At 42.3% G+C, this 25,199-nt stretch carries 17 protein-coding genes and 1 pseudogene; 8 read left to right on the top strand and 10 right to left on the bottom strand.

Annotation, left to right across the window (positions count from 1 at the left end):
• Window positions 1–2 precede the first annotated feature (2 nt).
• From CYAN7822_RS34125 to CYAN7822_RS34115, 3 genes are read right to left on the bottom strand one after another with little or no spacing between them, the layout of a single operon-like run.
• A complete protein-coding gene (locus tag CYAN7822_RS34125) occupies window positions 3–5,546 on the bottom strand; it encodes an nSTAND1 domain-containing NTPase (protein ID WP_013325788.1) in 5,544 nt (1,847 codons plus the stop codon).
• 34 nt (window positions 5,547–5,580) lie between these two features.
• Window positions 5,581–6,288, bottom strand: a complete 708-nt coding sequence (locus tag CYAN7822_RS35240; protein ID WP_013325787.1) for a DUF1822 family protein — start codon at window positions 6,286–6,288, stop codon at window positions 5,581–5,583.
• Window positions 6,234–7,940, bottom strand: coding sequence for a hypothetical protein (locus tag CYAN7822_RS34115; RefSeq protein WP_013325786.1), 1,707 nt, complete (start codon window positions 7,938–7,940; stop codon window positions 6,234–6,236). Before CYAN7822_RS34115 ends, CYAN7822_RS35240 begins: the two co-directional genes overlap by 55 nt.
• Window positions 7,941–8,870: 930 nt before the next feature.
• On the opposite strand from CYAN7822_RS34115, the gene ltrA reads away from it, so the two are divergent.
• The 8 genes and pseudogenes from ltrA to CYAN7822_RS34065 all read left to right on the top strand — a co-directional run bounded on the left by ltrA (window position 8,871) and on the right by CYAN7822_RS34065 (window position 20,326).
• Window positions 8,871–10,577 (top strand): group II intron reverse transcriptase/maturase, encoded by a 1,707-nt coding sequence (gene ltrA, locus CYAN7822_RS34100; protein WP_049802798.1) that lies wholly within the window; start codon window positions 8,871–8,873, stop codon window positions 10,575–10,577.
• Between the two features lie 107 nt (window positions 10,578–10,684).
• Window positions 10,685–11,392: pseudogene (locus CYAN7822_RS34095) on the top strand (ParA family protein); the annotation flags it as partial.
• Window positions 11,389–12,501 carry a ParB/RepB/Spo0J family partition protein gene (locus tag CYAN7822_RS34090; protein ID WP_013325784.1) on the top strand — a complete coding sequence of 371 codons (1,113 nt, stop codon included), beginning with the start codon at window positions 11,389–11,391 and terminating at the stop codon, window positions 12,499–12,501. The pseudogene CYAN7822_RS34095 and the gene CYAN7822_RS34090, both read left to right, overlap by 4 nt.
• Before the next feature lie 126 nt (window positions 12,502–12,627).
• On the top strand, window positions 12,628–15,504 hold the full coding sequence (locus CYAN7822_RS34085; RefSeq protein ID WP_013325783.1) for a DEAD/DEAH box helicase: 2,877 nt from the start codon (window positions 12,628–12,630) through the stop codon (window positions 15,502–15,504).
• 22 nt (window positions 15,505–15,526) lie between these two features.
• Window positions 15,527–16,000: a hypothetical protein gene (locus tag CYAN7822_RS34080; protein ID WP_013325782.1), complete on the top strand. Its 474-nt coding sequence runs from the start codon at window positions 15,527–15,529 to the stop codon at window positions 15,998–16,000.
• Between the two features lie 3 nt (window positions 16,001–16,003).
• Complete coding sequence (locus CYAN7822_RS34075) at window positions 16,004–19,150, top strand: DEAD/DEAH box helicase (protein ID WP_013325781.1); 3,147 nt, start codon at window positions 16,004–16,006, stop codon at window positions 19,148–19,150.
• A 43-nt stretch (window positions 19,151–19,193) separates the two neighbouring features.
• Complete coding sequence (locus CYAN7822_RS34070; RefSeq protein WP_013325780.1) at window positions 19,194–19,454, top strand: ribbon-helix-helix domain-containing protein; 261 nt, start codon at window positions 19,194–19,196, stop codon at window positions 19,452–19,454.
• A gap of 107 nt (window positions 19,455–19,561) precedes the next feature.
• On the top strand, window positions 19,562–20,326 hold the full coding sequence (locus CYAN7822_RS34065) for an SWIM zinc finger family protein (RefSeq protein ID WP_425365363.1): 765 nt from the start codon (window positions 19,562–19,564) through the stop codon (window positions 20,324–20,326).
• Window positions 20,327–20,361: 35 nt separating this feature from the next.
• Here the strand turns inward: CYAN7822_RS34065 and CYAN7822_RS34060 are convergent, their stop codons facing one another.
• The 7 genes from CYAN7822_RS34060 to CYAN7822_RS34030 form a co-directional block, all read right to left on the bottom strand.
• Window positions 20,362–20,793: an HNH endonuclease gene (locus tag CYAN7822_RS34060; protein ID WP_013325779.1), complete on the bottom strand. Its 432-nt coding sequence runs from the start codon at window positions 20,791–20,793 to the stop codon at window positions 20,362–20,364.
• A gap of 10 nt (window positions 20,794–20,803) precedes the next feature.
• Window positions 20,804–21,163 (bottom strand): hypothetical protein, encoded by a 360-nt coding sequence (locus CYAN7822_RS34055; RefSeq protein ID WP_013325778.1) that lies wholly within the window; start codon window positions 21,161–21,163, stop codon window positions 20,804–20,806.
• Window positions 21,164–21,275: 112 nt separating this feature from the next.
• Window positions 21,276–22,247, bottom strand: coding sequence for an ExeA family protein (locus CYAN7822_RS34050; protein ID WP_013325777.1), 972 nt, complete (start codon window positions 22,245–22,247; stop codon window positions 21,276–21,278).
• Window positions 22,237–23,877, bottom strand: a complete 1,641-nt coding sequence (locus CYAN7822_RS34045; RefSeq protein WP_157872053.1) for a DDE-type integrase/transposase/recombinase — start codon at window positions 23,875–23,877, stop codon at window positions 22,237–22,239. The genes CYAN7822_RS34050 and CYAN7822_RS34045 overlap by 11 nt, the downstream gene beginning before the upstream one ends.
• A 15-nt stretch (window positions 23,878–23,892) precedes the next feature.
• On the bottom strand, window positions 23,893–24,453 hold the full coding sequence (locus CYAN7822_RS34040) for a recombinase family protein (RefSeq protein ID WP_013325775.1): 561 nt from the start codon (window positions 24,451–24,453) through the stop codon (window positions 23,893–23,895).
• A gap of 314 nt (window positions 24,454–24,767) precedes the next feature.
• Entirely contained in the window at window positions 24,768–24,920 is a 153-nt protein-coding gene (locus CYAN7822_RS38380) for a hypothetical protein (RefSeq protein ID WP_013325774.1), read from the bottom strand.
• A gap of 68 nt (window positions 24,921–24,988) precedes the next feature.
• Window positions 24,989–25,180: a hypothetical protein gene (locus CYAN7822_RS34030; RefSeq protein WP_013325773.1), complete on the bottom strand. Its 192-nt coding sequence runs from the start codon at window positions 25,178–25,180 to the stop codon at window positions 24,989–24,991.
• Between the last annotated feature and the right edge of the window lie 19 nt (window positions 25,181–25,199).

Here is a 25,199-nt window from a genome sequence, read left to right as displayed (position 1 = left end):
ACTTATTCCTCTCTCCACAATAGTTCCATCTCTTTCTTAATTTCTTCAGGAGAAAAGTTTTTGCCTGCTTTGATTTCTTTAACCCAACGTTGTCGTCGCTGGCTCATTCTTTGCTTTCTTTTTTTATCTTGTTCATCAGTCCACTGACTCTTGATATCATCCCACCAGGCAACGAATGCCTGAAAATCTTCTACTGCACCTGCTTTGTCTCCTATCAAGAGTCTGGCAAAACCGCGACTATCTCGATAATAATTTTTCAATTCAGAATTAGCTTTTTCTAATGTATTTTCACAGGCATACATCACTTGTGCAGCATATCCATACTTGCTACCACGCCAACAAAGTACATTCCAAGAATCAGCGGATATTTGTAGTTCTTGGTAGGTGTTTTGTGCCTCTTTATAGGCATCAATAGCTTCATTAACTTTACCTTGGATGACAAGCCTTTCTCCCTTCTCAACCAGAGCTAAAGCCGCTAACTCTTTGGCTTTCTTCTCTGGATTAATTTTTAAGGTTGAGTCAGACTGTTTTGCCTTTTGGAACATCTCTATAGCGCCGTCAATATCGCCTGCTTGCGCTAGTTCTTCACCTTCTGCTCTCCAATCCCTTTCAACTCCATCGCAAAGGCTGCGATCTCCTTTTTCAACTTTGGGATTATTCTTCAGGTAGTCTCGTACTAGGTGACAAGCTTTCACTCGAATTTTTTCTAGATCCAAATCTAAATCCCAGAGAATTATTTTTCCATCTCCGCCAGCAGATGCTAGGGTTTTGCCATCTGGACTGAAGCTTAAATTATAGACATCATTATTATGTCCTTTAAGAGTGGTAAGTAATTTGCCATCTAAATTCCAGATCCTGACGGTATCATCTGCGCTGGCTGTAGCAATTCGTTTCCCGTCTGGATTGAACTTGACATCATAAACTTCTGCTTGATGTCCTTGAAGAGTTGCAATCAGCGTTCCTTCAAAATTGTAGATATTTACCGTCTTGTCAAAACTAGCTGTGGCGATCTTTTTCCCATCGGGACTAAAACTAACGCTAAAAACTGTATTTCTGTGATCTTGTAGGGTTTTCAATAAAATTCCATCTTGATTCCAGAGTTTGACTATTTCGCCACTCGCTGTTGCAATTATCTTCCCATCCGGACTAAAACTGACACTTTTGGTAAAATCACTCTTTTCATCTTGAGAATTATCTTCTAATATTTTGATCAAAGAGCCGTCACGCTTCCAAAGTCTGACAGTTTTGTCATCACTTCCAGAAACGATCATTTCGCCGTTTGGGCTAAAACTTACTCTATTGACAAATTCTCGGTGTCCTTTTAAAGTAGCGTATAATGTACCATCATTTTTCCAAAGCTTGATGACTTTCCCCCTACCAAACGTGGCAATTAATTGGCCGTCCGGACTAAAGGTTACACCCCATTCGGTTTCTTTCCCATCCCAAGATTCCTTTAGTAAGGTTTCATTGGAACTCCAGAGTTGGATTTGAGAGTCTCCACCTACTGAAACGATAGTTTTCCCATCGGGGCTAAAGTTGACACCGTATGCCCCACTGGAATGACCTTCCAAGGAAGTAACTGAAATATTCTCAGCATTCCACAGTCTTACTGTTCTGTCGAAACTAGCTGTAGCAATCGTCTTTCCATCAGGGCTAAAACTGACACTTGAGGCTATATTTTGATGTCCTTGTAAAACATCAATTAAATTTCCATCCGTTGACCAGAGTCCTGTAAGTCCGTTATTAAAAGTTGCAACTATTTTACTACTATCTGGACTGAAAGCTACATCCCGAACAGTGAAATTTTCCTTTGTTATGGTTCGGAGCCATTCTCCATCCCTTGACCAGAGTTTGACATATCCTTGAGCATCTCCTATAACTATGCCAGACCCATCGGGGCTGAAACTTATAGATGTTAAGTCCGCATTTTTGATACTTTTGACGAGAGTTCCATCGGGTTTCCAAAGCTTGAAACCATCGCCACTAGCTGAGGCAATCAATTTCCCATCGGGGCTGAAACTTATATCCTTTATCGGCAGAACATTTTTTTCTAAAGTTTTGAGCAAATTGCCGTCAAGATCCCAAAGTTTCACACTATTTCCATCAGTTGTCGCTAGGGTTTTCCCATCGGGGCTGAAAATTGCCTTGTATAGTCGGGATTTTATAGTTTCTGTTTTTATTTTGATATCTTGCTCACCAGTATCTGGACGATAAATTCGCAGTGTAACCTCTCTACCCGGCTTACCCTGCAATTCACTCTTAATAATTTCTGCTGCACGCTCTACACTTTCTAAACCAGTGGTTTTCTGGCCATTGATGGACAAAATAAGATCGTCTTTTTGAAGTCCTGCTTTCTGGGCTGGTTTATTTTTTGATACTTCCAAAATAATTAAGGTAAATGTATTTTTCCCTTCGGTATCTGGTTTGTCTCCTAAACGAATACCTATACCTGTGTATTCTTCCCCACTCCATTGATTCAATTGCTTGCCTGATAAATCCCAAAGGCGAACTGTCCCATCATCACCAGTTGTGACAATTTTTTGTCCATCGGGGCTGAAGTTCACGTCGCGGACTGTTCCTTCATGTCCCTTTAGGGTTGTTACTAAAGTTCCGTCATGGTGCCAGAGTTTGACAGTTCCATCGCCACTGGCTGAGGCTAACATTTCTCCGTCTGGACTGAAACTTACATTGTAAATCGGGCCTTCATGCCCTTCTAAGCGATTGCGCTCTCGCGTCGAGTTGACTGCCTCCTGGAGTAGGGTGGCTAACTGGGTCTGAGTCTGGTCGTTTGCCTTCGCTCCTTGTGTCAGGCGGGTCACACCTCTTAAGCTTTCCAGCAGGGCATCAAATTTCTGATCAGAAGACAAAAGTTCTTGTGAAGAAGCATTGAGTGCTTTAACTTCACTGTTTTGTGCCTGTTTCTTTTGAAATTCCGCCCTCAACCCTTGCAGCACGGCTACCCCCCCTAGCACAACAGAAACAGCTAATCCCCCTGCCAGCCAAGAAATAGCTCGTCGTTGGAGGCGGAGTCGTTCAGCTTGAGAGCGCTCTTGTTCGGTCTTCAATTGCTCTCGCAGGTCGATACTTTTCTGGATGTACTCCCGCTCATCTGGACTCAAATCCGACTGGCGCTTATGCAGCCAATCTTCCGCCGTGGCCAACGGAACCCCTCGCAGCAAAGCTCCTTCATCTCGCCCAGTGTTTTCCCACTGTCGCCTTTCTTCCTTGAGCCGGTCTTGCCAGACGCGAAAATCGCGGTTAGCATTCATCCAATTGCGGAGGCACTCCCACTCACGAATCAGTGCTTCGTGAACGACCTCTACCGTTTCTTCCGCTTCTATCTTGGTTACTACCTCTGCCGTGGCTTGATTCTGGTCGACCACGGTTTTTTCTTGACGCCCGGTGACCACTAGGCGGGCATCTGCTAGTCGTTTGACTAGACCCCAGTTGCTTTCGCCAATATCAGCGCGAGTTGCGACGCGGCGGGTGTCTTCTGTCCCTTCCCCTGGACGCACGAGTTGGATAAAAATTGATTGGGCTTGCTGCTGTTCTTCAGGGGTTAGTTGTTCAAAAACTTCATCGGCATAGCGGGCTAGTGCTACCTTAATCCCACCAATTTCGCTGTAGGCCGCGTGGGTGAGCAAACCTTCACTGCGTTTTTCCCAAAGTTGGGTGAGGGCAAATTCCAGTAAGGGCAGGCTGCCGGGTTCTTCTTCGACTTCATCGAGAATTCGCCTCGTCAGACCAGGTTCCATCTGTACATCAAATAGCTCGGCGGGTTTGACAATCGCATCTTCGAGTTCCTGGCGGGTCATTGGACCGAGTTTGATGTCTGCATTTTGAAGTGCGTCGGCAAAGGGACGAGAGGAAAGGACTTGTCCGTAAAAGTCTGCCCGCAGGGTAAGAACTAGGGTGAATCTAGGTGCCTCTTTAACGGTATCTAGCAACCGGTCTAGGAAGCACTGGCGTTCTTCTGCGTCCCGGCATAGGGTGTACAATTCCTCAAATTGATCGATGGTTAAGAGGAGGCGGGTATCGGGTGTTTCAGAGAGGATTTCTGCTATTAATTCACGCAACAACCCCTGTTCTTTACGCATCTCAGCAGCCAGTTGTTTTATCCTGAGAAGCCGCTCAGTCCGGCCGATGTTGGGGTCCAAAAGGGGGACGAGGGCGGTAGCTAAATTGTGGAAGGGGCGGTCTCCCGTGCGGATGTCAATGATTTGCCAGTTTCCCGCTTCCCGCAAACGGGGAATCAGTCCCGCGAAGACAACGGAGGATTTTCCACTGCCAGATGCCCCAATTACGCCGACTAGAGGCTTGTCTTGTACTGCTGCTACCAATTGTTCAGTGAAGGTCTCGCGCCCAAAGAATAGCTGCGCGTCTTCTTCTTGGAAAGCAAACAGCCCTTGGTAGGGTCGAGTGGGCATGGACTGTTGAGCTTGCTGTGTTTCCAGAAGTTCTTGCCAAGTTTTGGGAGTTTCTGCTGGATTTTGGCAAATGACTGGCAGCCAACTGGCACAGGGAAAGTCCCCTTCCAGTCCTTGTAGCCTTTCCCGCGCTTCGCGGACTGAAGTGTATAGGGACTTGCCAGAAGAAAAAGCCGTCAGAAAGTGCTTTAAAAATTCCTCAGCTACTCTGTCAGGCACTGGTTCTCGCATGATCACCATCTGGGGAATGTAGAGATCCGCTAGTTCCCGGGCCAGTCCTATGCCATCGCAAGAATTGAAAATAGCCAAATGTAATCCCAGTTCAATGGCTTTGCTGAGGGCGTTAGTCAACTGGGAGATGGTTAGGCTTTCGGTTGGGTTAATGTAGATGCGTCCCTTGTCCCCTTCCGTTTGGCTGTGGCCAGCAAAAAAGAGAATATCCCACCCCTGATCGTCCCACAGCCATCGGTCTAATTCCTGGCGATCAGGTTCTACTAAAAAAATTGTTTCCGCATCGGGAAGGTTTTCTAAAAGCTTTCGGTCTGCTTGAATGTCAATTCCTGATCCATCTCCTAAAATAGCTAGGATTCTGATGTGGGTTCGGGGAATAGTAGGGGGAGATTTGTCGGGACGGATGTAGTCAAGAGGGCTGAGGGCAAATTCGGCTTGGCGGAAGTCACGGAAAAAGTCCCACAGTTGCCACGGTAGACGTTGGGCTAGATCGTCATCAGTTTCCACGATCACCTGCACTTCCTTGGCAGGATCTAAATGAGAGCGTAGTTGTTGGTCAATGCGGCGAAATTCGTTGCTTTCCAGCCAGGCATTGATTTGCTTCTGTAGCTGCCCAGATAAATCATTAAACTCCGCTTCGGAAAACCCAGTCGCCTCTTCTTCTTCTATCTCAATGGCGGAACTTCCGCGCAGCCTCAGCCGCTTGTAGCAGGCTTCGTAGAGTTGCTGCCACTGCCGGAAAAGGAAGGCCATATCTCTATCTGCACTCAGTTTTCCCGTAAATTTTTCCGGTTTGGAATTGTCATCAGACCATATTTGGGCTGTAACTGAAGAAAATCCCGCTCCTAAATCCCGCTTTCCTAGACTGATTACCACGACTTTGCTCATGATCAATCACTCCGTTTCTTCTAAATAGTTTGCCCTATTCAAGCCCAAATTTTTCTGTAATTTGGATTTGATCTAAGTATATCTCTATAGTAAAATATACTTCCCCGATCAGCTTAAAACTTTTAAGCTTTATATAACTATCTTGACTCCGGGATTGAACTTCTTGGAGGATTTCGCCTGAATCCGATAGCAGTCTGAGAATGAGAGAGGGGGGCAGGTAAGGTTCTTCTCCTGTCGCATGAACTTGCACCCGGATTAAAACTTTCTGCGCTTCTTGAGGGGCAACTACTACCAGAAGCGCAATGACTTTCCCGTCAGGGGTTAAGTTAATTTTCTTAACCCGTTCTTGCAACAAGCCCTCTTTCCTGAAACTGTAAGCCAGAGCTAGTTGGCGATCGCTTAAAACTGATTCGAGGGTTAGCCAACCAGCTTTTGCTGCTTCTGTAAAGTTCTGCTGTAGCCATTGTCTTAAATTGGTGATAATCTGGCTAGGCGGTTTTTCTATCAGCCCTGTTTCTGAAGACATTCTCTCGATCTTTTGGTTAAGGAAAGTCTTATTTTTCTGGGCTGGCACAAATTCCGAGGAGTAGGGCTGAACTTGGTTGTAATAGGTGATCGCTTCCTGATACTCTTCTCTAGCTTCTTCATAGCGTTCCAAAAGCATCCAGTAATCCCCTACCGCTTGAGCTACTTGACCGAGTAAAAATCCAGTTCTTTCCTGATTTCCAGTAGTATTCTGCATTTTTCCAAATTTCTCCCTTGTTTTGCTCGATTAAAAACGGTTAACCATTCTTTGACCCCCCGCTCCCAATTTTGGCAGAAGGCATGATAAATAGCTTCAGGGATATTGCCCTGTTTTCGATAGTATTGCTCCAAAAAAGAATGAGCATATTTGGTGATTTCTTGAGAAGACTTCAGATTAAGACGGCGTATTAGAGGATGGATACGGTACCAATTTTGCCCACGCTGCTCTGCTTTCCACACGAAAGAAAAACGAGTCAAACAACCAAAAGAGGCGTTGCTTGTACTAAAATTAAGAGATTGACCTAAAGCCATATAAAGTTCCTTGTTAAATGCGCGACAAGCACTGAGGGCTTCAACTGAATCTCTGATTTCATCGTCTACGTAGTACAATAACCTTTCTATCAGTTCCTTGAACTTCTGCTCTATCTGAGAGCAGTTCGGTAATGTATCTAGGGTCGGCGTTTCTCCTTTTTCGCGGGCAGCCAAAACGGCATCAGCACATAGGCCAATTAGTAAGGGATGAACCTGTTCAGACTCTACACTCGCATAGGCAATTAGCAGATCATGCAGATTCGCCTCTTCAATCCCAACTCCTTGCAAATATTGCCGGGCATCCTCAACTTTCAAGTGCCAGACAAGCTGAGTATCTAACTTTTCTTGAGGAATCGGCCACCGGGCTGCCTCTACCCAAGTCGGGAGTTCTCTTCCCGCCACAGCCACCACAATTCCTGCTGATAAATCTAGATGAGTTAACAGGCATCGTAGCCATTCATCTTGCTGGAAAAACCGCGCTTTCCCGCGATTGCGCCAATCTCCCCAAAAAGCCTCATGGGTATCAAAGAAAAGTACAGTCCGTTTTGGAGCGTTAGGTTGGTACATAGTCCGATTCAAATCTTCTGCCCACAATTGGGGGAGGACATCGATTAATTCCTTATCAGGGTCGAGTTGAGTGATAGCCTCAAATTTTTCTTTCTTGAGACCTCTTCTTTTGAAAGCCAGTGTCAGGTCTTTTCCCAGATATTTAGCAACTAAGTCTAAAACGTTACCAGCAAGTGTTGGCAAGCTGTTGAAAGGAGATGGTATAAAATTTTCAACAAGTCCAAATAACTCGCCAATCAAATAAAGTTCTGGCGTGGGGAAAAAGTTTTTTATCAACTCATCTGTCAACTTTCCTTTCTGTTTCCAGTACCAGACACAAGCATATTCATACAGAGGGAAATAAAGTTTGTAGTTTAACTGGGAAGCGGCTATGACTAAGCGCCTGTGCAGCGTAAGCAAGCCGTAAAAGGGATCTTGTGGCCTTTCCTCATCAATGGGTTGTTGAGCAAAATCTAGTTTAACTATTGGCACATTTTCGGATTCCCAGTCTGTTGCTTGTTGGATAAAATTAGAAATTTCGGCATTAGATTTTTTTTTTAAAGATTCCCATACGTCTTTTTCAAAACACTTACAGCATTTTTCTTGTAAGAATTTCAGTAACAGTGATTTACCATTGCCACCGTCTCCGTAAAAAAAAAGAAATTTGTTGAGTGGCGGCTCTTCGTTTAAGTATTTGACAAATAGTTTCGTCAACTCATGCCGATCTGTAAAATGTTGAAGGGCGAGATTCCCTTCCGTAAGTGGTAGTAGCTGACTATTCTTATCACTCATGGGTAGGCAACTTTCCTTGCGGTATAGGTGCTTTTATTTAGAAGTATAGTCTCTACAATTGGAGTATGCTTAAACCTAGTGGCGTGGTTTTTAAATCTCAGTATTAGGATAACACTTTGCAACCTGAAAACGACAAGAATTTTATTAAAATAATTTAATAAGAGACTGCCATGTTTATAGACAACGAGCGTGTCTACTAGAGATCCTGTGTCTACTTCAACTTCGTCCTGCCGCATCATCGCCCTATTCAACCAAGCTGGGGGAGTCGCCAGTGCGATTCGTTCTCTCTAAACCTTGGAAAACAAAAGTTTCAGCCGTCTGAGGCTCCAAATCCAAGGGGGACGAGAGGCAAGGTAAAACGGAACAACTAACCGAACCTTGACAACTTAATTCTCGATGTAGGGCGAGAAAGGTCAAACCACTAGCAGGAACGACCATTCAATTCCCTACCCTCTAGGTGATAGAGGACAGCAATATCCCCAGAAGGTGACATGACAAACCACAATCTGACGCGGGATGTAAAGCGGGTCAAGCCTGAAAATCGGTAAGGTACTCCCGCAAGCTAGATGGGTATGACTAGCGCAAGCAAACCTATGTTTGAATCTTCGTAACCGCCAACTTGCCTACCCGATTTCACGGGCAAGAGTCAAAAGACACAGCCGTTAGTAGAGGTTATTTGGCTATAACCTCTAATCACCCAACAAAGGCTCGGAGAATAGTAGGAGTCTAACCCCATCGCCAAACGAGAATTAGGAACGAAGTAACCCGTTAAGTATCTCTTAGAAAGGTCGATTTTCTAAGTAGTCAGTCAGGCGCATGGACTTAACGGGAAGGATTGTTTCAAAAGCCAACGCCTAGAGTAACGTCTAGGATAAGCTGACAGAAACACTGTTATGTGGAAGATAGAAACTCTAGTAAGAGACTAATGTCATGGACTCAGCTAACAAACTGAAGTATGAATGGGAAACGATCCCTTGGCGCAAGCTAGAGGTACAAGTTTTCAAACTCCAAAAACGTATCTATCGAGCCGGTCAAAGTGGAAATGTCGTACTTGTCCGCAAGTTACAAAGGCTTCTGATGAAATCACTAGCAGCCAAACTCTTAGCAGTTCGTCGGGTAACACAAGATAACAGAGGAAAACGTACTGCGGGGATAGACGGAGTTAAATCCCTCACCCCGAAACAACGGCTAGTTCTAGCCGAAAACCTCAACCTTTCCGACAAATCGACTCCAATCAGAAGGGTTTATATTCCTAAACCCAACAAAAAGGAGTTACGCCCACTCGGAATCCCGACTATGACAGAAAGAGCCAAACAAGCCCTAGTAAAACTAGCTCTAGAACCAGAATGGGAGGCTCGATTCGAGCCACACTCATATGGTTTTAGACCCAGTAGGTCAGCCCATGACGCTATTGCTTACATAAAAATTGACATCCAAAGACTAGACAAATACGTTCTAGACGCGGATATCAGCAAATGCTTCGATAAAATCAACCACTCGGCACTTTTAACCAAGCTCAACACTTTCCCTAAAATGAGAAGACAAATAAAAGCTTGGCTAAAAGCAGGAATTATGGATGGGAATAAACTCTTCCCAAGCGAAGAGGGTACACCACAAGGAGGGGTGATCTCACCGCTACTAGCTAACATAGCTTTACACGGATTAGAAGAATACCTCACCAGTCACGTACCAAAAACCGCGTATATCAACAAAAAAGTAACCAATTGGAAACTAACGGTTGTTAGATATGCAGACGACTTCCTCATCCTCCATAGAGACCTAAATGAATTACTAAGAATCAAGGCTCTAGCCGAAAAATGGCTTTCAAATATGGGATTGGAACTCAACCCCAACAAAACCCAAATTGTACACACCTTTAACTCACATGAAGGAAAACAAGCGGGGTTTAACTTCCTCGGCTTCCACATTAGACACTACCCTGCGGGGATAAGAGACCGCAGATATAAATCTGGTGGATGTAACCAAGGAGGACACCGTTGGACACAAATAGTTCCCTATGTAGTCCTAATAAAGCCAAGTGCCGAAGCAATCAAGCAACATAAGCGAAAACTAAGTCAAGTCATAGATGGATTGAAGACAGCCCCACAATCTCGACTAATCAGGGAACTAAACCCAATTATTAGAGGATGGGCAAATTACTACAGTTCAGTCAACTCAAAAGAAACTTTCTCCGATATTGACCACTGGCTATGGATAAAACTTAGAAGATGGTGTTTACGAAGACACCCCATGAAACCTGACAAATGGGTCTACAACAAATACTGGCACGTTGATGAACGACATAAAGGTAAGAAATGGGACTTTAACGATGGGGAACTATCCCTAACAGAACATCGCCAAACTCCCATTAACAGACACATCAACGTGAAAGGAGACAGAAGCCCCTATGACGGAGATTGGATATATTGGAGTACCCGACTAGGGAAATACCCCAATATAAGAAGCCCAATAACAAAACTACTGAAGACCCAAAAAGGGAAATGTAGTAAATGCCAACTGTACTTCAGTCTCGAAGATATCCTAGAAATTCATCATATAGATGAGAACAGGAATAACAACAGACTAACCAATCTCACCGTTTTACATGGACACTGCCACGATAATATACACCGATGACGAGGTACTCATATCAAGAGCCACCTAGCAGAGGAGCCGTGTGAAAAGAAATTTTCATGCACGGTTCTGAAGCCGAGTCAAAGAGGCGACTTTTTGGCTTAGGTTAACAAACTACCCTCACCCAGAACTTGGGCTATCATCTCGCCAAAAGAAAACACCGTGTCCTACTCATCGACATGGACCCACAAGCATCCCTAACAAAATTCATGGGGTTAATTCCTAAAGAACTCGACAAAACTGTTGCCGATGCCATCATAGAAGAACTTCCCTTACCCATTCATACAGATATACATAGCATGGACTTAGCCCCCGCCAATCGTCTTCTTTCTGGGGCTGAAATGCAGTTAGTTAACACTCCCCTACGGGACTTTCGCTTAAAAGAAGCCATCGAACCCGTCCTAGAAGAATACGACTTCATTCTTATTGACTGTCCCCCCAGTTTAGGGTTACTCTCCTATATAAGTTTAGTGGCCGCCACTCACGTCCTTGTCCCCATAGAAACTCATCTCAAAGCCTTTGAGGGAACTGACGAACTCCTACAAACCCTAAACTCAGTGAGAAAAGCCAACAAAAAACTCAACATAGCCGGATTTGTCCCCACTCGCTATGCTAAAAGCAACTCGGCTGATGTGAGAGCATTGGGAGCTATCCAAACACAACTCTCCTCCTGGGGCAAAATTTTTCCTCCTATTCCTCGTGCTACCGCCTTCGTGGATGCCTCTGAAGACCGTGCCCCCCTTGCGGTTTATGACCCCAAACATCCCGCCCTTCCGTTATTAGAGCAAATCGCGCAATCGTTAGAAACTTTAACATGAGTCCAAGCAAACAAAAAAAACCCTTTGCCGGCAAACTCACCACCCCTTCGCCCAGTTGGTTAGAGACTTCAGAAGACCAGACAACATCAGCCCCTAAATCATTGATTAAGTTGTCTGACATTCATCTCCCCCCGACGCAGCCCAGACATTACTTCGACCCTCAATCTTTAAAAGGGTTAGCTGACTCAATTTCTGAGCATGGAATCCTTCAACCTTTATTAGTTCGACCCCTTGAAACAGGTGGCTATGAATTGGTAGCCGGGGAACGGCGCTTGAGAGCGGCTCATCAGGCGGGGTTAACCGAAGTGCCAGTAGTCGTGAAAGAACTAACAGATGAAGCAGCATGGCAACTAGCACTCATAGAAAATTTACAAAGAGAAGACCTCAACCCGGTTGAAGAAACCGAAGGCATCCTACAACTCTTAGCTCTTAAATTAGGGGTAGCCATTACGGAAGTGTCTCCTCTACTCCATCGACTGCAAAAAGAACAAAAAAATATTGCGACTTCAAGAGACAATAACGTTATTGGAAAAGAGATTGAGGAAGAAACGCCAGCTACGAATCCGGTTAATGTTAGGAGTGAAGAGGAACTTGGGGAGACAGACAATAACGTTATTGGAAAGAGCGAAGATGATGAAATCACACCAGACAATAACGTTATTGGAAAAGAGGAAGAAGCCAAGAAAAGTGAGTCTAATTCCCCGTTAACGGTTATTGAATCCGTCTTTAATGACTTAGGATTAATGACTTGGGAATCCTTTGTTAACAATAGATTGCCCTTACTCAACCTCCCTGAAGACATCACAGAAGCCTTAAGAAAGGGACAAATAGCCTATACCAAAGCCAAAGCGATCGCCGGTGTCAAAGATGATGACAAACGAAGAGAGCTACTAACGGAGGCAATAGAGCAAGAACTTTCCCTTAGCCAAATCAAAGAAAAAATCATCGCCCTTTCTTCCAAACCCCAATCAACGACAACAGAAATATCAGACCGTCTCAAAGAAGCTTATCAAAAAGTCAAAAAAACTCGACTTTGGGAAGATAACACTAAACGCAAAAAACTTGAAAAGCTGTTAAACCAACTGGAAGCTTTAATTAATGAGACCTAAAATAAAAAGAAATAATTAAGATTTCTCGTTGCTGTGCTTGATGAGTGTCTAAGCTGAAAAAAAGTCGCCATAGATAAAGTGATGGTTGAAGCGCTCGTCGCGTAGGGTGAGGAGTAACAAGCACTAATGTCTGATTTAACTAAAATTAGAAAAATAATCAAAGCCTGGGAACACTACCTCTACTTAGAAAATTTAAGTAATGCGTCGGTAGAGGTGGGAAAAGACGATAACCGAAAAATTTGGGACGAAAATATTCAACTGGTAGGCAACCAATTACTCATACCACAACCTCTTTTTCAACAATTTAAAAAAACTTACTCTACCCTAGAAGAAAGCAAACAACTAGAAGATTTTAAAATTGCCGTTTCCTTTCCTCAAATTTATCGGGTACGAGCAGGAGAAAGAAGCTTTTTTCCCCTGTTCACTGTCGACATCTCAAGTATATTTAGTGGCAAATACCGCAGTCGAGGATGGGATTTAACAGAGGGGTTTTTGTTTCAACCAGTTATCCCTAACTTAATAGAACTCTATTCTTTAGACGAAGAAGAAGCCGAAAACTTAGTCATCCAGGAAGGACTTAGAACTTTTCTCTCTGAAACCTTTAAATTTAATTTTTCTACCCTACAAGACTTTTTAGACTTGTTAAAACAACCCGAACAGAATTTATCCTATAAACCTATTCCCTACCTGCTGCGTTTTGACTACGTTTCTTATACCCACAACCTTAAAAAAGACCTCCGCTATCTAAGCCAACAGCAATTTTGGGACTGGGCAATTCCTGGTCATCCGGCTTATGAATATTTCTTTGGTTCACCTCAATCCCCTCGCCATGACGTATTGTTTCTAGGGGCTTTTCCTGGCTCTCTTCCTAATAAGTCCCAAGCGGATGCCCTCAAACACTTCTATGTCTCATTCCTTACGGCGGTTATCGGCCCCCCTGGAAATGGGAAAACCTCATTATTGGTACATATTATTGCCATTTCTCTTGTTAAACGTGCCCATCAATTAATCACAACGGGAATTGATGAAAGTAATCTGACTTTAGTAACAAGTACCAACAACCGAGCAGTTACTAATGTAATCGAAAAACTAGCAACCGAGTTAGGAGACAACTTCTTCTATTTAGAAGGGGGACGGAAAGATTTTATCGACAAACAGGTTATCCCTAAACTACTAAGAGCAAAAAATTGGTTAGAAACTGAGACATTTAACGAAACGTTATGGCAACAAATTTCTAGGGAAATAGAAAAGATCTCTACTTCACTTCAGTCTCAACCCCAAATAGACATTGAAAGAGCGCATCAACGGGAAAAGGATTTACAACAAAAAGAACAGTTAAATAGAGAAATTGAGTCTTTACAAGAGCGTCTATCAATACTAGAACAACAGCCTATTACTTCCCCTGAATCTAACTATCAGCAATATCCGATATTAGCTTATGAGCAGATAAAAGCTGCCCTTGAACGAGCCGTAAAGTCTTTTCCCCCAGTTGATTTGGAGCCATTATTACAAAACTCTCGGTCTTGGTGGGAGCGTTTATGGTACTCGCTAAAGAAACTTTGGTTAGATATTACTCACTCTAGTTCTCGTCACATTTTAAAGCGTCTGCACAAAGAAATTCATGCGCCGCTAACCGCCACTCTAGCTACACCTTTTCCTTTTCAACTTCCCCTAACTCGTGAATCAACCGAAGCATCTTACTCACAGGTGGCAAACCAATTAACCACAGCCCGGCGGTGGCAATTAGATGAGCAAAGAACCGAAGATTCTAACACCGGTCAAATCAATTCAATTAAAAGACAAATTAATCAGTTAAAAAACTCATCTTCACTCATTGAACAAAGATTAGCCGCTTATCCAACCGAAGATTTTTTCACCCGTAACCCAGTGGAATATCATCAACAACAACAAGAGTTGTTTCTTTTATCTTGGCAGTATTTACAACAGGAAGCACTGCGGAGATCCGATGAGGTAATTCGTTCTATTGAGATTTATATTGATGTCATTAATTCAGAAAAAAATCATGATGCTTGGTGTCGATTTACCGCTAATTATTCTTCAATTCTTGCAGATGTTAGTTTACTGTTTCCTGTATTTGCTAGTACCCTTCATTCGGTAAGAAATCTATTTCCTTACCTAAAAAAAGGTTGTATCGACGTTAGTGTTATTGATGAAGCGGGGATGATTCCACCCCATCAACCCCTACCGGTATTAGTTCGTAGTAAACGGGCTGTAATCGTAGGAGATCCGCTACAATTAGAGCCGATTGTTCCCTTTAGCCAATCGACTATCGAGCAGTATCATGAACAGGCATTTACAGAGCAAGGGTTAACGGATGCTGACTATTTTCGTTACAGTCCTACGGCTATTTATACCGCCACCGCTTATCACCGGGCTGCCGGTGCATCTGACCAATTAGGGGATATTGGCAACGGAATTATACTCAATGAACATTATCGATGTGTTGCTCCGATTATTTCTTTTTGTGAGCGAATTAGCGGTTATAAGCTAATAATCAAAACCCCTTTTAAAGAATCTCGACTTGGAACTAATTTGATTGCTTACCCAGTTGATGGGACAATTGCTGACCATGTTAATCCAGAAGAAGTGGATGCAGTAGAACGTTTACTTGAGCATCTTCTGAATGCAGGTTACTCTACAGATGAGATTGGGGTGATTTCTCCCTATCGCGCTCAGGCTGATGCAACTAGAAAGCGTGTAAGAGAAGTTTACACAGATCTCGATAGAGCCAGCATTGGGACGGTGCATAAGTTCCAAGGGGGACAAAAACCGGTTATAATCTTCTCAACTCGGCAGTGTCGGGATACTGATAGCTTACTCTTTATTAATCGTCGTCCCAATTTACTCAATACTGCGGTGAGTCGGGCAGAAGAGTTATTTATTTTGGTGGGAAATACGAAACGCCTCCTTCAGGAGGAAGGATATCTTAAGAAACTGGTGGCTCACATTCAGCAATTTGGGGAGATTCGGCCATTGCCGTGATTACTTTTGAGGAAAAATTTCCATGAATTCATCTCGTCGAACAGTAAAAATTTTTAATTATATTGAAGAGTTAGATGCTTTTACTGTTACAAGTGAATACCAAAAAATAGCGAATACACTTGGTTTAAATGAATGGAATCCTGTGGTTTGGATAGGTAGATATTTTCTTCTTGATAACGATTTTGGAGAGCATTGGTTTGATAATTGGGAATTAAGAGCAGAAAAAGCAGAAAAAGCGGCGGTGCTTGGACTAGATTCCATTGACTTATTCATTATTGACCCGGAGCGTTTTCAAAACGGTCGTGATGGGCCACTCCACAGTCCCGAACAACGGAAACAGTTTTGGACGGATGTTCTTATCTCTTTAGAATTAAGCTATGAACTTCTGTGCAACGAAGCTAGATTATATAATGCTAAGGTAAAAAAAATTTTGCCGGAAGATTCTATTGAAGATTTAGAATACCGTATCAATCGCTTATTATCTGAAGATTTGTAGCCTATGAAAATTCTTCACGGGACTTGGATTCCTAGAACAAACAACGAGTTTATTCAACTAGGGGAATTTTATCTCTGGGGAGAAACGACTTCTCCTAAAAAAAGACGGAAAAATGAATCAGAAAACCGCCATCCATTCCAGTTGGACTCCGATGAACTCTCCGCTTTTTTAGTTAATGACTTAGGACTAAAAGAAGCTTTAAACAGCAAAATTTATCAGAAATTTTTTACTAAATATTTTATCCTCCCTAGCAGAGGGGACGCTCCTCTTCCTTCCCTTGAATTAACTCGTTATCTTGAAGCTGAAACCGAATTATCCCCTGATTGTTCCTGGAAAACCTGGGCAATTAACTGTTATCAGGTCTCACCAATTATTAAACTTCTTAATGACCTTCATTTTCTCTGCCTCACTAACGCCTTTGAGTTTCAATTTGGGGCTGATTTACTCTTCTGGTATCACTACACTCAATCTTTCAAGCAAGTTATCCTTAAAGACCAATATATTCCGTCCCTAAAATATCGAGAATTATCAACTCCAAAGGGAAAAAGTAAAAAGACAACAAATTTATTTGAAATTTATCCGAGTTGGGAAATTATCTCTCCCGCTTACGAAACTAATATTAAACAGTATATTGATTATATGCCCCTTGCCTGTGTTTCAGGCTATGATAATTTGACGGATGCGATCGAATTTTACGACAAAGAAACTTTGCTGCGTCATTTCTCCGAATGTTTACTCAATGAAATTATAACCAATACCGCTTTTCCCGCCACTTTTCAAAAAAAGCTAACAGAAAGTCAACTTCTCGACGGCTGCATTAATTTTCTTCCCTCCCACCAACCTTGGAAAGATCATACCGCCTTAGAAGAATATCGCCAATGGCTTCCTTGGAAACAAAAACTTCTTTATGCTCAGAAAGATTCATCTTTTTACCTCTGTTTTCAACTAATGGAAGCCGAAGAAAATTATCCGGATAATTGGCATATTAATTTTTTTGTCTCTTTAAAACAAGACCCTTCCTTAAAACTCGAATTAGACGATTATTGGCATCTTAATCAAAAAACTCAACAAACCATTAAAAAACAATTTGGTCAAGATTTTGAAAAAGATTTACTGTTAAATTTAGGCTATGCTGCCCGAATTTATCCCCTAATTTGGAAAGGGTTAGAAACCGATAAACCTATCGGCTTCTCTTTAACTTTAGAAGAAGCTTTTGCCTTTCTGTCCGAGAGTGCTTGGGTTCTAGAAGATGCAGGTTATAAAGTTATTATTCCGGCATGGTGGACACCGGAAGGCCGTCAACGAGCGAAAATTCGCCTCAAAGCTTCTCCTTCTAAATCTGCCCCAACTTCAGCCGGCAAAGGTTATTTTCAACTAGAAACCATTATTCAATACCAATACGAACTCGCTATCGGCGACCACCCCGTCACGGAAAAAGAGTGGCAACAGTTGGTCAAGGCAAAAACGCCCCTGGTTAAATTTCGGGGTCAGTGGATAGAATTAGACCAAAAAAAGATGGTTGCTATGCTGGAGTTCTGGAAAACTCATCACGAAGAGAAACCAGAACTAACCCTGATGGAGTTAATGCAAAAAGCCAGTGAAGTTAATGATGACATTCAAGTCGAATTGGATGAAAGTTTAGCCGCCATGATGGCCAACTTAAAGGACCCGACGCGACTAGAGGAGATTGAAAATCCAACGCAGTTGCAAGGGACTCTTCGAGAATATCAAAAACGGGGAGTCTCTTGGATTCAATATCTTGAACAACTTGGGTTAAATGGGTGTCTGGCCGATGATATGGGACTGGGAAAGACGGTACAGGTAATTGCCAGATTAATAACAGAAAGAGACTCTACAGCAGAAGTGTTACCCACTCTGTTGATTGCGCCGACTTCTGTTGTGGGAAATTGGAAGAAAGAAATTGAAAAATTTGCGCCTCATTTAAAAACGATGGTGCATCATGGGGGAGAGCGGCTAACTGATGAAGCAAAATTTAAAACCGCACTTGCTTCACACGATATTGTGATTACCTCTTACACTCTAGCCAGAAAAGACGAAAAACTGCTAACGAGTATTACTTGGCAACGAATCGTCATTGATGAAGCACAAAATATTAAAAATCCCAAAGCGGCACAAACTAAAGCGATTTTGAAACTTCAGTCTCGTCATCGCCTTGCTTTAACAGGAACTCCCGTAGAAAATAGACTGTTAGATTTATGGTCAATTTTTAATTTTCTCAATCCAGGTTATTTAGGAAAAGAAACTCAATTTCGCAAATCTTTTGAAATACCGATTCAAAAGGACAATAGCCAGTCTACTGCTACAGTTTTAAAGAAACTCGTCCAACCTTTCATCCTGCGCCGCGTAAAGACTGATAAACAGATTATTAAAGACTTACCTGATAAAGTTGAACACAAACAGTATTGTAATTTAACTGCTGAACAAGCCTCCTTATATGAGGCGGTGGTGAAGGATGTTATGGAACAAATAGAAGAAACAGAAGGAATCCAACGTAAGGGATTAATCTTATCCACTTTAATGAAACTCAAGCAAATTTGTAACCATCCTCGACAATTTTTGCAGGATAATAGCGAGTTTACCCCAGAACGCTCTCATAAATTAGAACGTCTCGGTGAAATGGTAGAGGAAGTTATCGCCGAAGGGGAAAGTCTGTTAATTTTTAGCCAATTTACGGAAATTGGCGAAGCGTTACAGCACTATATTAAACATACTCGGCACTACAATACTTATTATCTTCACGGTGGAACTCCTCGAAATAAACGCGAACAGATGATTGCCTCTTTTCAAGACCCAGAAACCGACCCGTCAGTGTTTATTCTTTCCCTAAAAGCGGGTGGGGTGGGAATTACCTTAACAAAAGCCAATCACGTCTTTCATTTTGACCGTTGGTGGAATCCCGCCGTTGAAGACCAAGCGACAGACCGGGCGTTTCGGATTGGTCAGCAGAAAAATGTTTTCGTCCACAAATTCGTCACTTTAGGGACTTTAGAAGAACGAATTGACCAGATGATTGAAGATAAAAAAAAGGTGGCCAGTTCTATTGTTGGGTCTGATGAATCTTGGTTGACGGAATTAGATAATGAGAGTTTTAAAAAGTTAATTGCTTTAAATAAACAAGCCATTATGTAAACTCGAATAACTCACCAAAAAATAATTAGAAAAAGGTGATGATATGGACATCATACTCAAGCCAGAACAAGAACAATTTATTCAAGAAAAGTTAAAGAGCGGTAAATATAAGAGCATTGATGAAGTGATTATTGAAGCTTTTCGACTGCTTGAAGAACAAGATAAGCACTATGAACAATGGGTAGAAGAAACCCGCCAAAAAGTAACAGTTGGACTAGAACAGCTTGACCGAGGCGAAGGGAATGAGGTCGAAGTTGTTATTAATCTGCTCAAGGATAAAATTAGAGGAATGCGTGAGGCTTAAGGGTAAGATACATTATTTTTGTGAGGTAAAACATGGCAGAATTTAGTTAAACTTGGTGGGGAAAACGATTCATCGAAGCCTTAGAAGAGTTTACAGAGACAGCGAGGTTGGGACGGGGACGTTCCTATGCCCGAAATGGCAAAATCAAGGAATATTATATTGAAAACGGGAAAATTACAGCCTTAGTGAGGGGGTCAATCAATCCCTATTTCGGCGTTTATAAAGAACCTTTATACAATATAAACATTGAAATTAAGCCGATTTCTGCAACGGATTGGTCAAAAGCCCTGAGCTATATCGGCTCAAAGGCAAGCTGGGTTTCTAAGCTGCTCATGAATGAAGTCCCTGATAACATTGAAGAAGCATTTTCTAAATATAAGCTGCATTTACTTCCCTACAGTAGTAAAGACTTTAAAACTAATTGTTCTTGTCCCGATTGGGAAAATCCCTGTAAACATATCGCCGGAGTCTATTATTTAGTAGCATCCGAATTAGACCAAGATCCTTTTTTACTATTTGAACTGAGAGGAATTTCACGCTCCCAACTGCAACAGGAACTCGCAAAAACTCCTCTAGGAAAAATTCTCTCCGATGCGATGAATGAACAAGAAATTGAGCTTGAAGCTGTAGATTCTTACTATACCCAACCAAGAAAAGTAAAGGCATCATTACCATGTTCACCAAAAGACTTTTGGCATGGTGAAAAGCGCTTACCCCAAACCGTCCCTTCAGCAAGCACTGGAGGCGTGAGCGCCATTGTCGTCAAAAAAGGAGGTGAGTTTCCGCCGTTTTGGAAAAAAGACACTTCTTTTATTGAGGTGATGGAGGATTTCTACCAGCGCGTGAGAACGAAAAATAAAGGGGCGTTCTGAAAAAAGTCAGCAACCGATTAAAGTTTCCAATAACGTTATTGGAAAAAAAATTTATGAGATAAAATCAAAGACGATAGTGTCCTTGCGAAGCGCAAAATTTGCCGTTCAATGAGCCGGTTGGGCGCGTTGAACTTTAATAACCGCGCTGTGGCAATGCCAATTGGAGTAAGCCCGTCAATATAGGGATTATTGAGAGTGAAATGTTCTGTCCATTTTTGGCGACGGGGGTTAAATAAGGGAATAATTTCACCAGTGTTGAGATCTATTGTGGCCAAATCGGAGCCTTTGTGACGGTTACAAGACAAGCAGGAGAGGCAAAGATTAAGGGGCGTAGTTTGACCGCCATGTTTAATGGCAATAATATGGTCAACTTCATGGCTATAGATGGAAAAATCTTGATGAATCAGGCAGTATTCACATTGACCTTGGGCACGTTCAATCACAAAAGAGCGGAGTTCTGCACTCATTTGAAGACATTTAGTTGATGGCGTTGACTGCGTGTGCTTTGAGTAATATCATCAAATGTTCTAGCTGTTGATATGTATCTAACTCCGCCGTTTCTAAGGGGGTAAGTGCAGATTCTCGGTTTTTTTCCAGTAATGTTCTTAAACGTTCTTGAGCTTGTGGGGAAACTTTAAAGGCGATAATTTCATTTTTGGTAGGACTATGAAGAAGAAAGTCCAAAACTTCAGCATAGATGTAGCGGACTGCAAACATAAACGCTCCGACCTGCAAACAAGAGTCTTCTGAGCCAGAATTATTTGCAACTGAAAAAGTGAGTTGGGACAGAATTAACTGCAACTGAGACAAGATTAACTGCAACCAGACAGCAAACATAAATCTGAGCCAGAATTAAATACAACTAAAAATTGGCCGCCTTCAGATCTTGCCCAAGTCGCTACTACAGTAACTACTGCTGTAACGGAAGTGCCCGTCGCTCGGTCATTAATTAAATGGGTAAACCGGCTGCTAACATTTGTTCGCGTAACTCCTGTGCCCGCACTGCATCAAGTTGTCCACCGAATAAAGAACGAATTTCAGCCGGCTTAGTATTAAACTGTTCTGCCAAGCTTTTTACGTTGTAACCATGTCGAGTTAATGTCGGTTCTAAATCATCAATTTGTTTTGAAAGAACTGACTCGATAATATCAACAGAAACGGTTTTTTCTCCCATTTGATAAGCTTCCTCAAAAGCTAATGATAAATGCTGCTCGATTTGTAGAGGAGTTCTTAGTCGAGATGCTAATAAATCAATCGCCTCTGGAAGTAAAATATCTTGTAATTGTGTTTTTTCTGGTGTACAAACTTTGACTAACCATTCGATATATTCCCGTTGAGAGCCTATTAAACCATCCAAAGAAAAAACCGCCGCTCGATAGCCAATTTCTTCCATTGTTGGACGACGTAAATCATTTTTTAACTTCGGATGTCCAGCTAATACTACTGAGAGAATGCCTCCCCCATCTTCGACGACTTCAATTAAACGTTTCAGTCCCGTTAAAGTTTTACTATGTAAATCATGGGCTTCATCGACAAATAAAGCTACCGGTTTTTTGCCTTTACGGATTAATTCTCGGAGTTCTCGTTCTCTTTTTTCTCCTTGAGAAGGAATTTTAACAGTTTTATCGGCACTAAGATCGTAAAAAAGAGCCGAAATTAAAGTTGTCAAAGTCGCTCGATTTTTGTCTACTGAGAGAGATTTAGAAACCAGAATTTTCCCTTCTTTAATCAATGCGGCTTGTAATCTACGTAAAGTAACAGTTTTGCCACAACCCACGACACCTGTCAGTGCTACCAACCGCCCCGAAGCGATTGCCGCTTTAATCTCTTTAAAAAGCTGTTGTTGATGGACTGTTTCATAATAACCAGCGCGACGGAATTCTCGTACTAAGCTATAGTGTTCCATCACTTCAATGAGCATGAGGTTCTCCTTTTTGATGAGGATAAAAGTAAGCCCGTACCTGCTCAGTGATCTGCTTTTTGTTCAAAGTCTTCTCTAAAAGCCCTTCAATAAAAGCTTTTTGCTCATCTCCTAGTTTAGCCAAAGGTTGCCCTAAATAGTCAGCAATTGCTCGTTTGGCACTCAAAATTGTCGGGTAAGTAAATTCTTGAAAAGGGTCTGGATCTTGAAAAGGAATTAAAGTTGGTAATGGTGATTCAAAGTTGACTAGAGTCAGGGAACTATGTTTTTTTAATGCTTCTAAAGGCAACTCAATTTGCTTGGCTAACGCTTCAATCCGTTCAGTTCGTTCTTGACGCTTACTTGTTTTAAATTTACGGTAACGATGTAAGGGGATTGGCCCATCAATAGGATGAAATGGACCAAAACGTTGTTCATCTTTTTCGACATATAATTCATTATCAAATAAACCCCACCACAAAGTTACGGTTTCTCCCGCCAAGGACGGTTCGACTTCATAAGCTACTCCATCGACTGAAACTCTAGCCGACCCATCGACTTTTCGACGTTCGGGTTCACGAGCAAAAGTACAAAATCGTTCCCAGCTACACATTTGACGGATTCCTGTAGCGGGTAAATGGCGCATCCAGTCTTCTAATCGTGAAAGATTTCCTTCCCGATGTAACTGGTTGTTGTAATGTAACAAATATTTTATTAACCATTGATTAGCTTCAGTCTCAGTTTCCGGTTGATGAAAATGATAGAGCGTTTCGTGAGCTTCTTTGACGGTACGAAAAGGTCTTTCTACCTTTCCTTTTGCCCTAGCCGTCATTCGCCTTCCATCTTTGCCATTGGGAACATGAGTTTTTACAGAGATTCCTAAGCACTCCATAACATTTTGAAAAATTCGACTTTTGGCGATTGGACCATTATCCATGTAGAGCATTTGTGGAATGCCTTGAAAGGGAAATTCTTCGATTCCTTTAGCACTCATAGCATTAAATAAAAAGCGTAAAGCCGCTTCTACATCTTCACCATAGACACAGCGATATTCCTGATAACAAACTCCACTACGATCATCAACAATACTGTAAATCATTAACTGAGGATTTCCTCTACCTGGCTCAACCCATGATGGATGAGAAATGTGTTTTAAATCTGAGGGACTCAGGTCAAATTGCCAGCAATCGTTACTATATTCGGCTTGAAATCTAACACAGGGGGGCTGTTGAATTAGATACTGATGCTCATATCCCCATGCTTTTAAATAATAATTGACAGTGCTTTTATTTAATAGACCTTTTGGGGGTTGAACAAATCCTTGAGGCGTTAAGAGTCCATATTCTTCAAGTAACTCGATTGCTCGTGCTGTCGACAAATGTCGGCCTTTTTTGTTTGAGGTACGAATTTTAAACGCTGCTATTACCTCACAATAATGCTCCATTTCTGGGGTTGAAAGTTTTCTGGGTTTCCCTCGGTCTGCCCGATGTGCCGACTTCGGTCGAGATAACAAACGTAATGCTCGGTATAAAGTGTCGATTGAAATGCCGTATAGAGTGGCTGTTTCCTCCATTAATACCCGCCGTTCGTGACAACGAGGTGGCAGCATCTCCAAACGCTGTTTTAAAACGACTAAAGCTTCAGGGGGTATTTGTTTACGCTTCACTTAGGTTAGGGATGCCTCCGCTACGTAACTGTAGAGAGTGGGTTTAGAAATGCCCATCATCTGACAAATCTCAGAAATGGTATGTTGTCCTTCTTTATAAAGTTTGACCGCCAATTTCCGTTTATTGGGTTCTAGGGCTTTTGGTCTGCCTCCTTTACGCCCTCTAGCTCTGGCTGCTTTTAAGCCGGCACTCGTGCGCTCTTTGATGAGATTACGCTCGAATTCTGCCAATGCCCCAAACAGATGAAAGATCAAACGTCCCCCTGAAGTGGTTGTAGTAATTGATTCGCTTAGACTGTGTAACTCGATCCCTCGTTCTTCTAGGGTTTCCATTGTTTGGATCAAGTCTTTTAATGATCGTCCCAAACGATCTAAACGCCAGATTACTAAAACATCCCCAGATCGGGCTACCGAGAGGGCTTGTTGTAAGCCAGGTCTTGCCACCTTGACTCCGCTTAAACGATCTTCATAGATTTTGGTACAGCCTGCACTTAAAAGAGCATCTCTTTGAAGATTTAGGTTTTGGTCATCCGTCGAGACACGGGCATAGCCAATAAACATATTGATCGACTAAGTGCGTTAAGAAACTCGTCAACTACCATGATCTCCTAACTTTGATTAATTTACTGAGTTTTTTAACCACAGAAGCTTGAATTTAGGTTAGCTAAAACACAAGCTTTGAGGGGAAAGAAAAGGAAGATTTTCTTTACTGCTAGTTGCAAATAATTCTGTCCCAAGTTTATGTTTGCTGTCTGGTTGCAAATAATTCTGTCTCAGTTGCACTTAATTCTGGCTCAAGTTATCTTTCTATTTGCAAATAATTCTGTCCCGAAAGCTCTTTGTTTGCAGGTCGGAGCGTTTATGTTTGCAGTCCGCTACACATAGACAGAGCTTGTGTCTGTAATTGGGACTTCTGCGCCCCGGTCTGTGGTTTCAAGCAGTTGTGCTAACAATTGGGGAAGACGCTCTCGCAGAGGTTCTAAGCGGCTGGCTAGTTCGTCGGAAATTTGAATGGTAAGTTCTGCCATTGTTATTTCTTGAGATGGGTTAGTTCGATTTTTAGATTTTTGAGGCTGCCTATAATAAGAACAGAATTTTAGCAGAACGAGAAATAGCCGCCTCGCGCCTCAGCTTCTACTAAATTTTCCAATTCTTGCTGTTGAATAAAAGAAAGGGCTTCGCTCCTTTCAACGGCTTCATGAAACTGCACTTTTTGTTCCTGTAATCGGATTTGTTGCTGTGCTGTAAAAAAATCATCGGGTCGAAAAGAGGACACCAGTTTTGTCACTCGGATACACCTCCCTTTA

The organism is Gloeothece verrucosa PCC 7822 (assembly GCF_000147335.1).
Classification (GTDB): Bacteria; Cyanobacteriota; Cyanobacteriia; order Cyanobacteriales; family Microcystaceae; genus Gloeothece; species Gloeothece verrucosa.
This window is presented reverse-complemented; position numbering and strand designations above follow the sequence as displayed.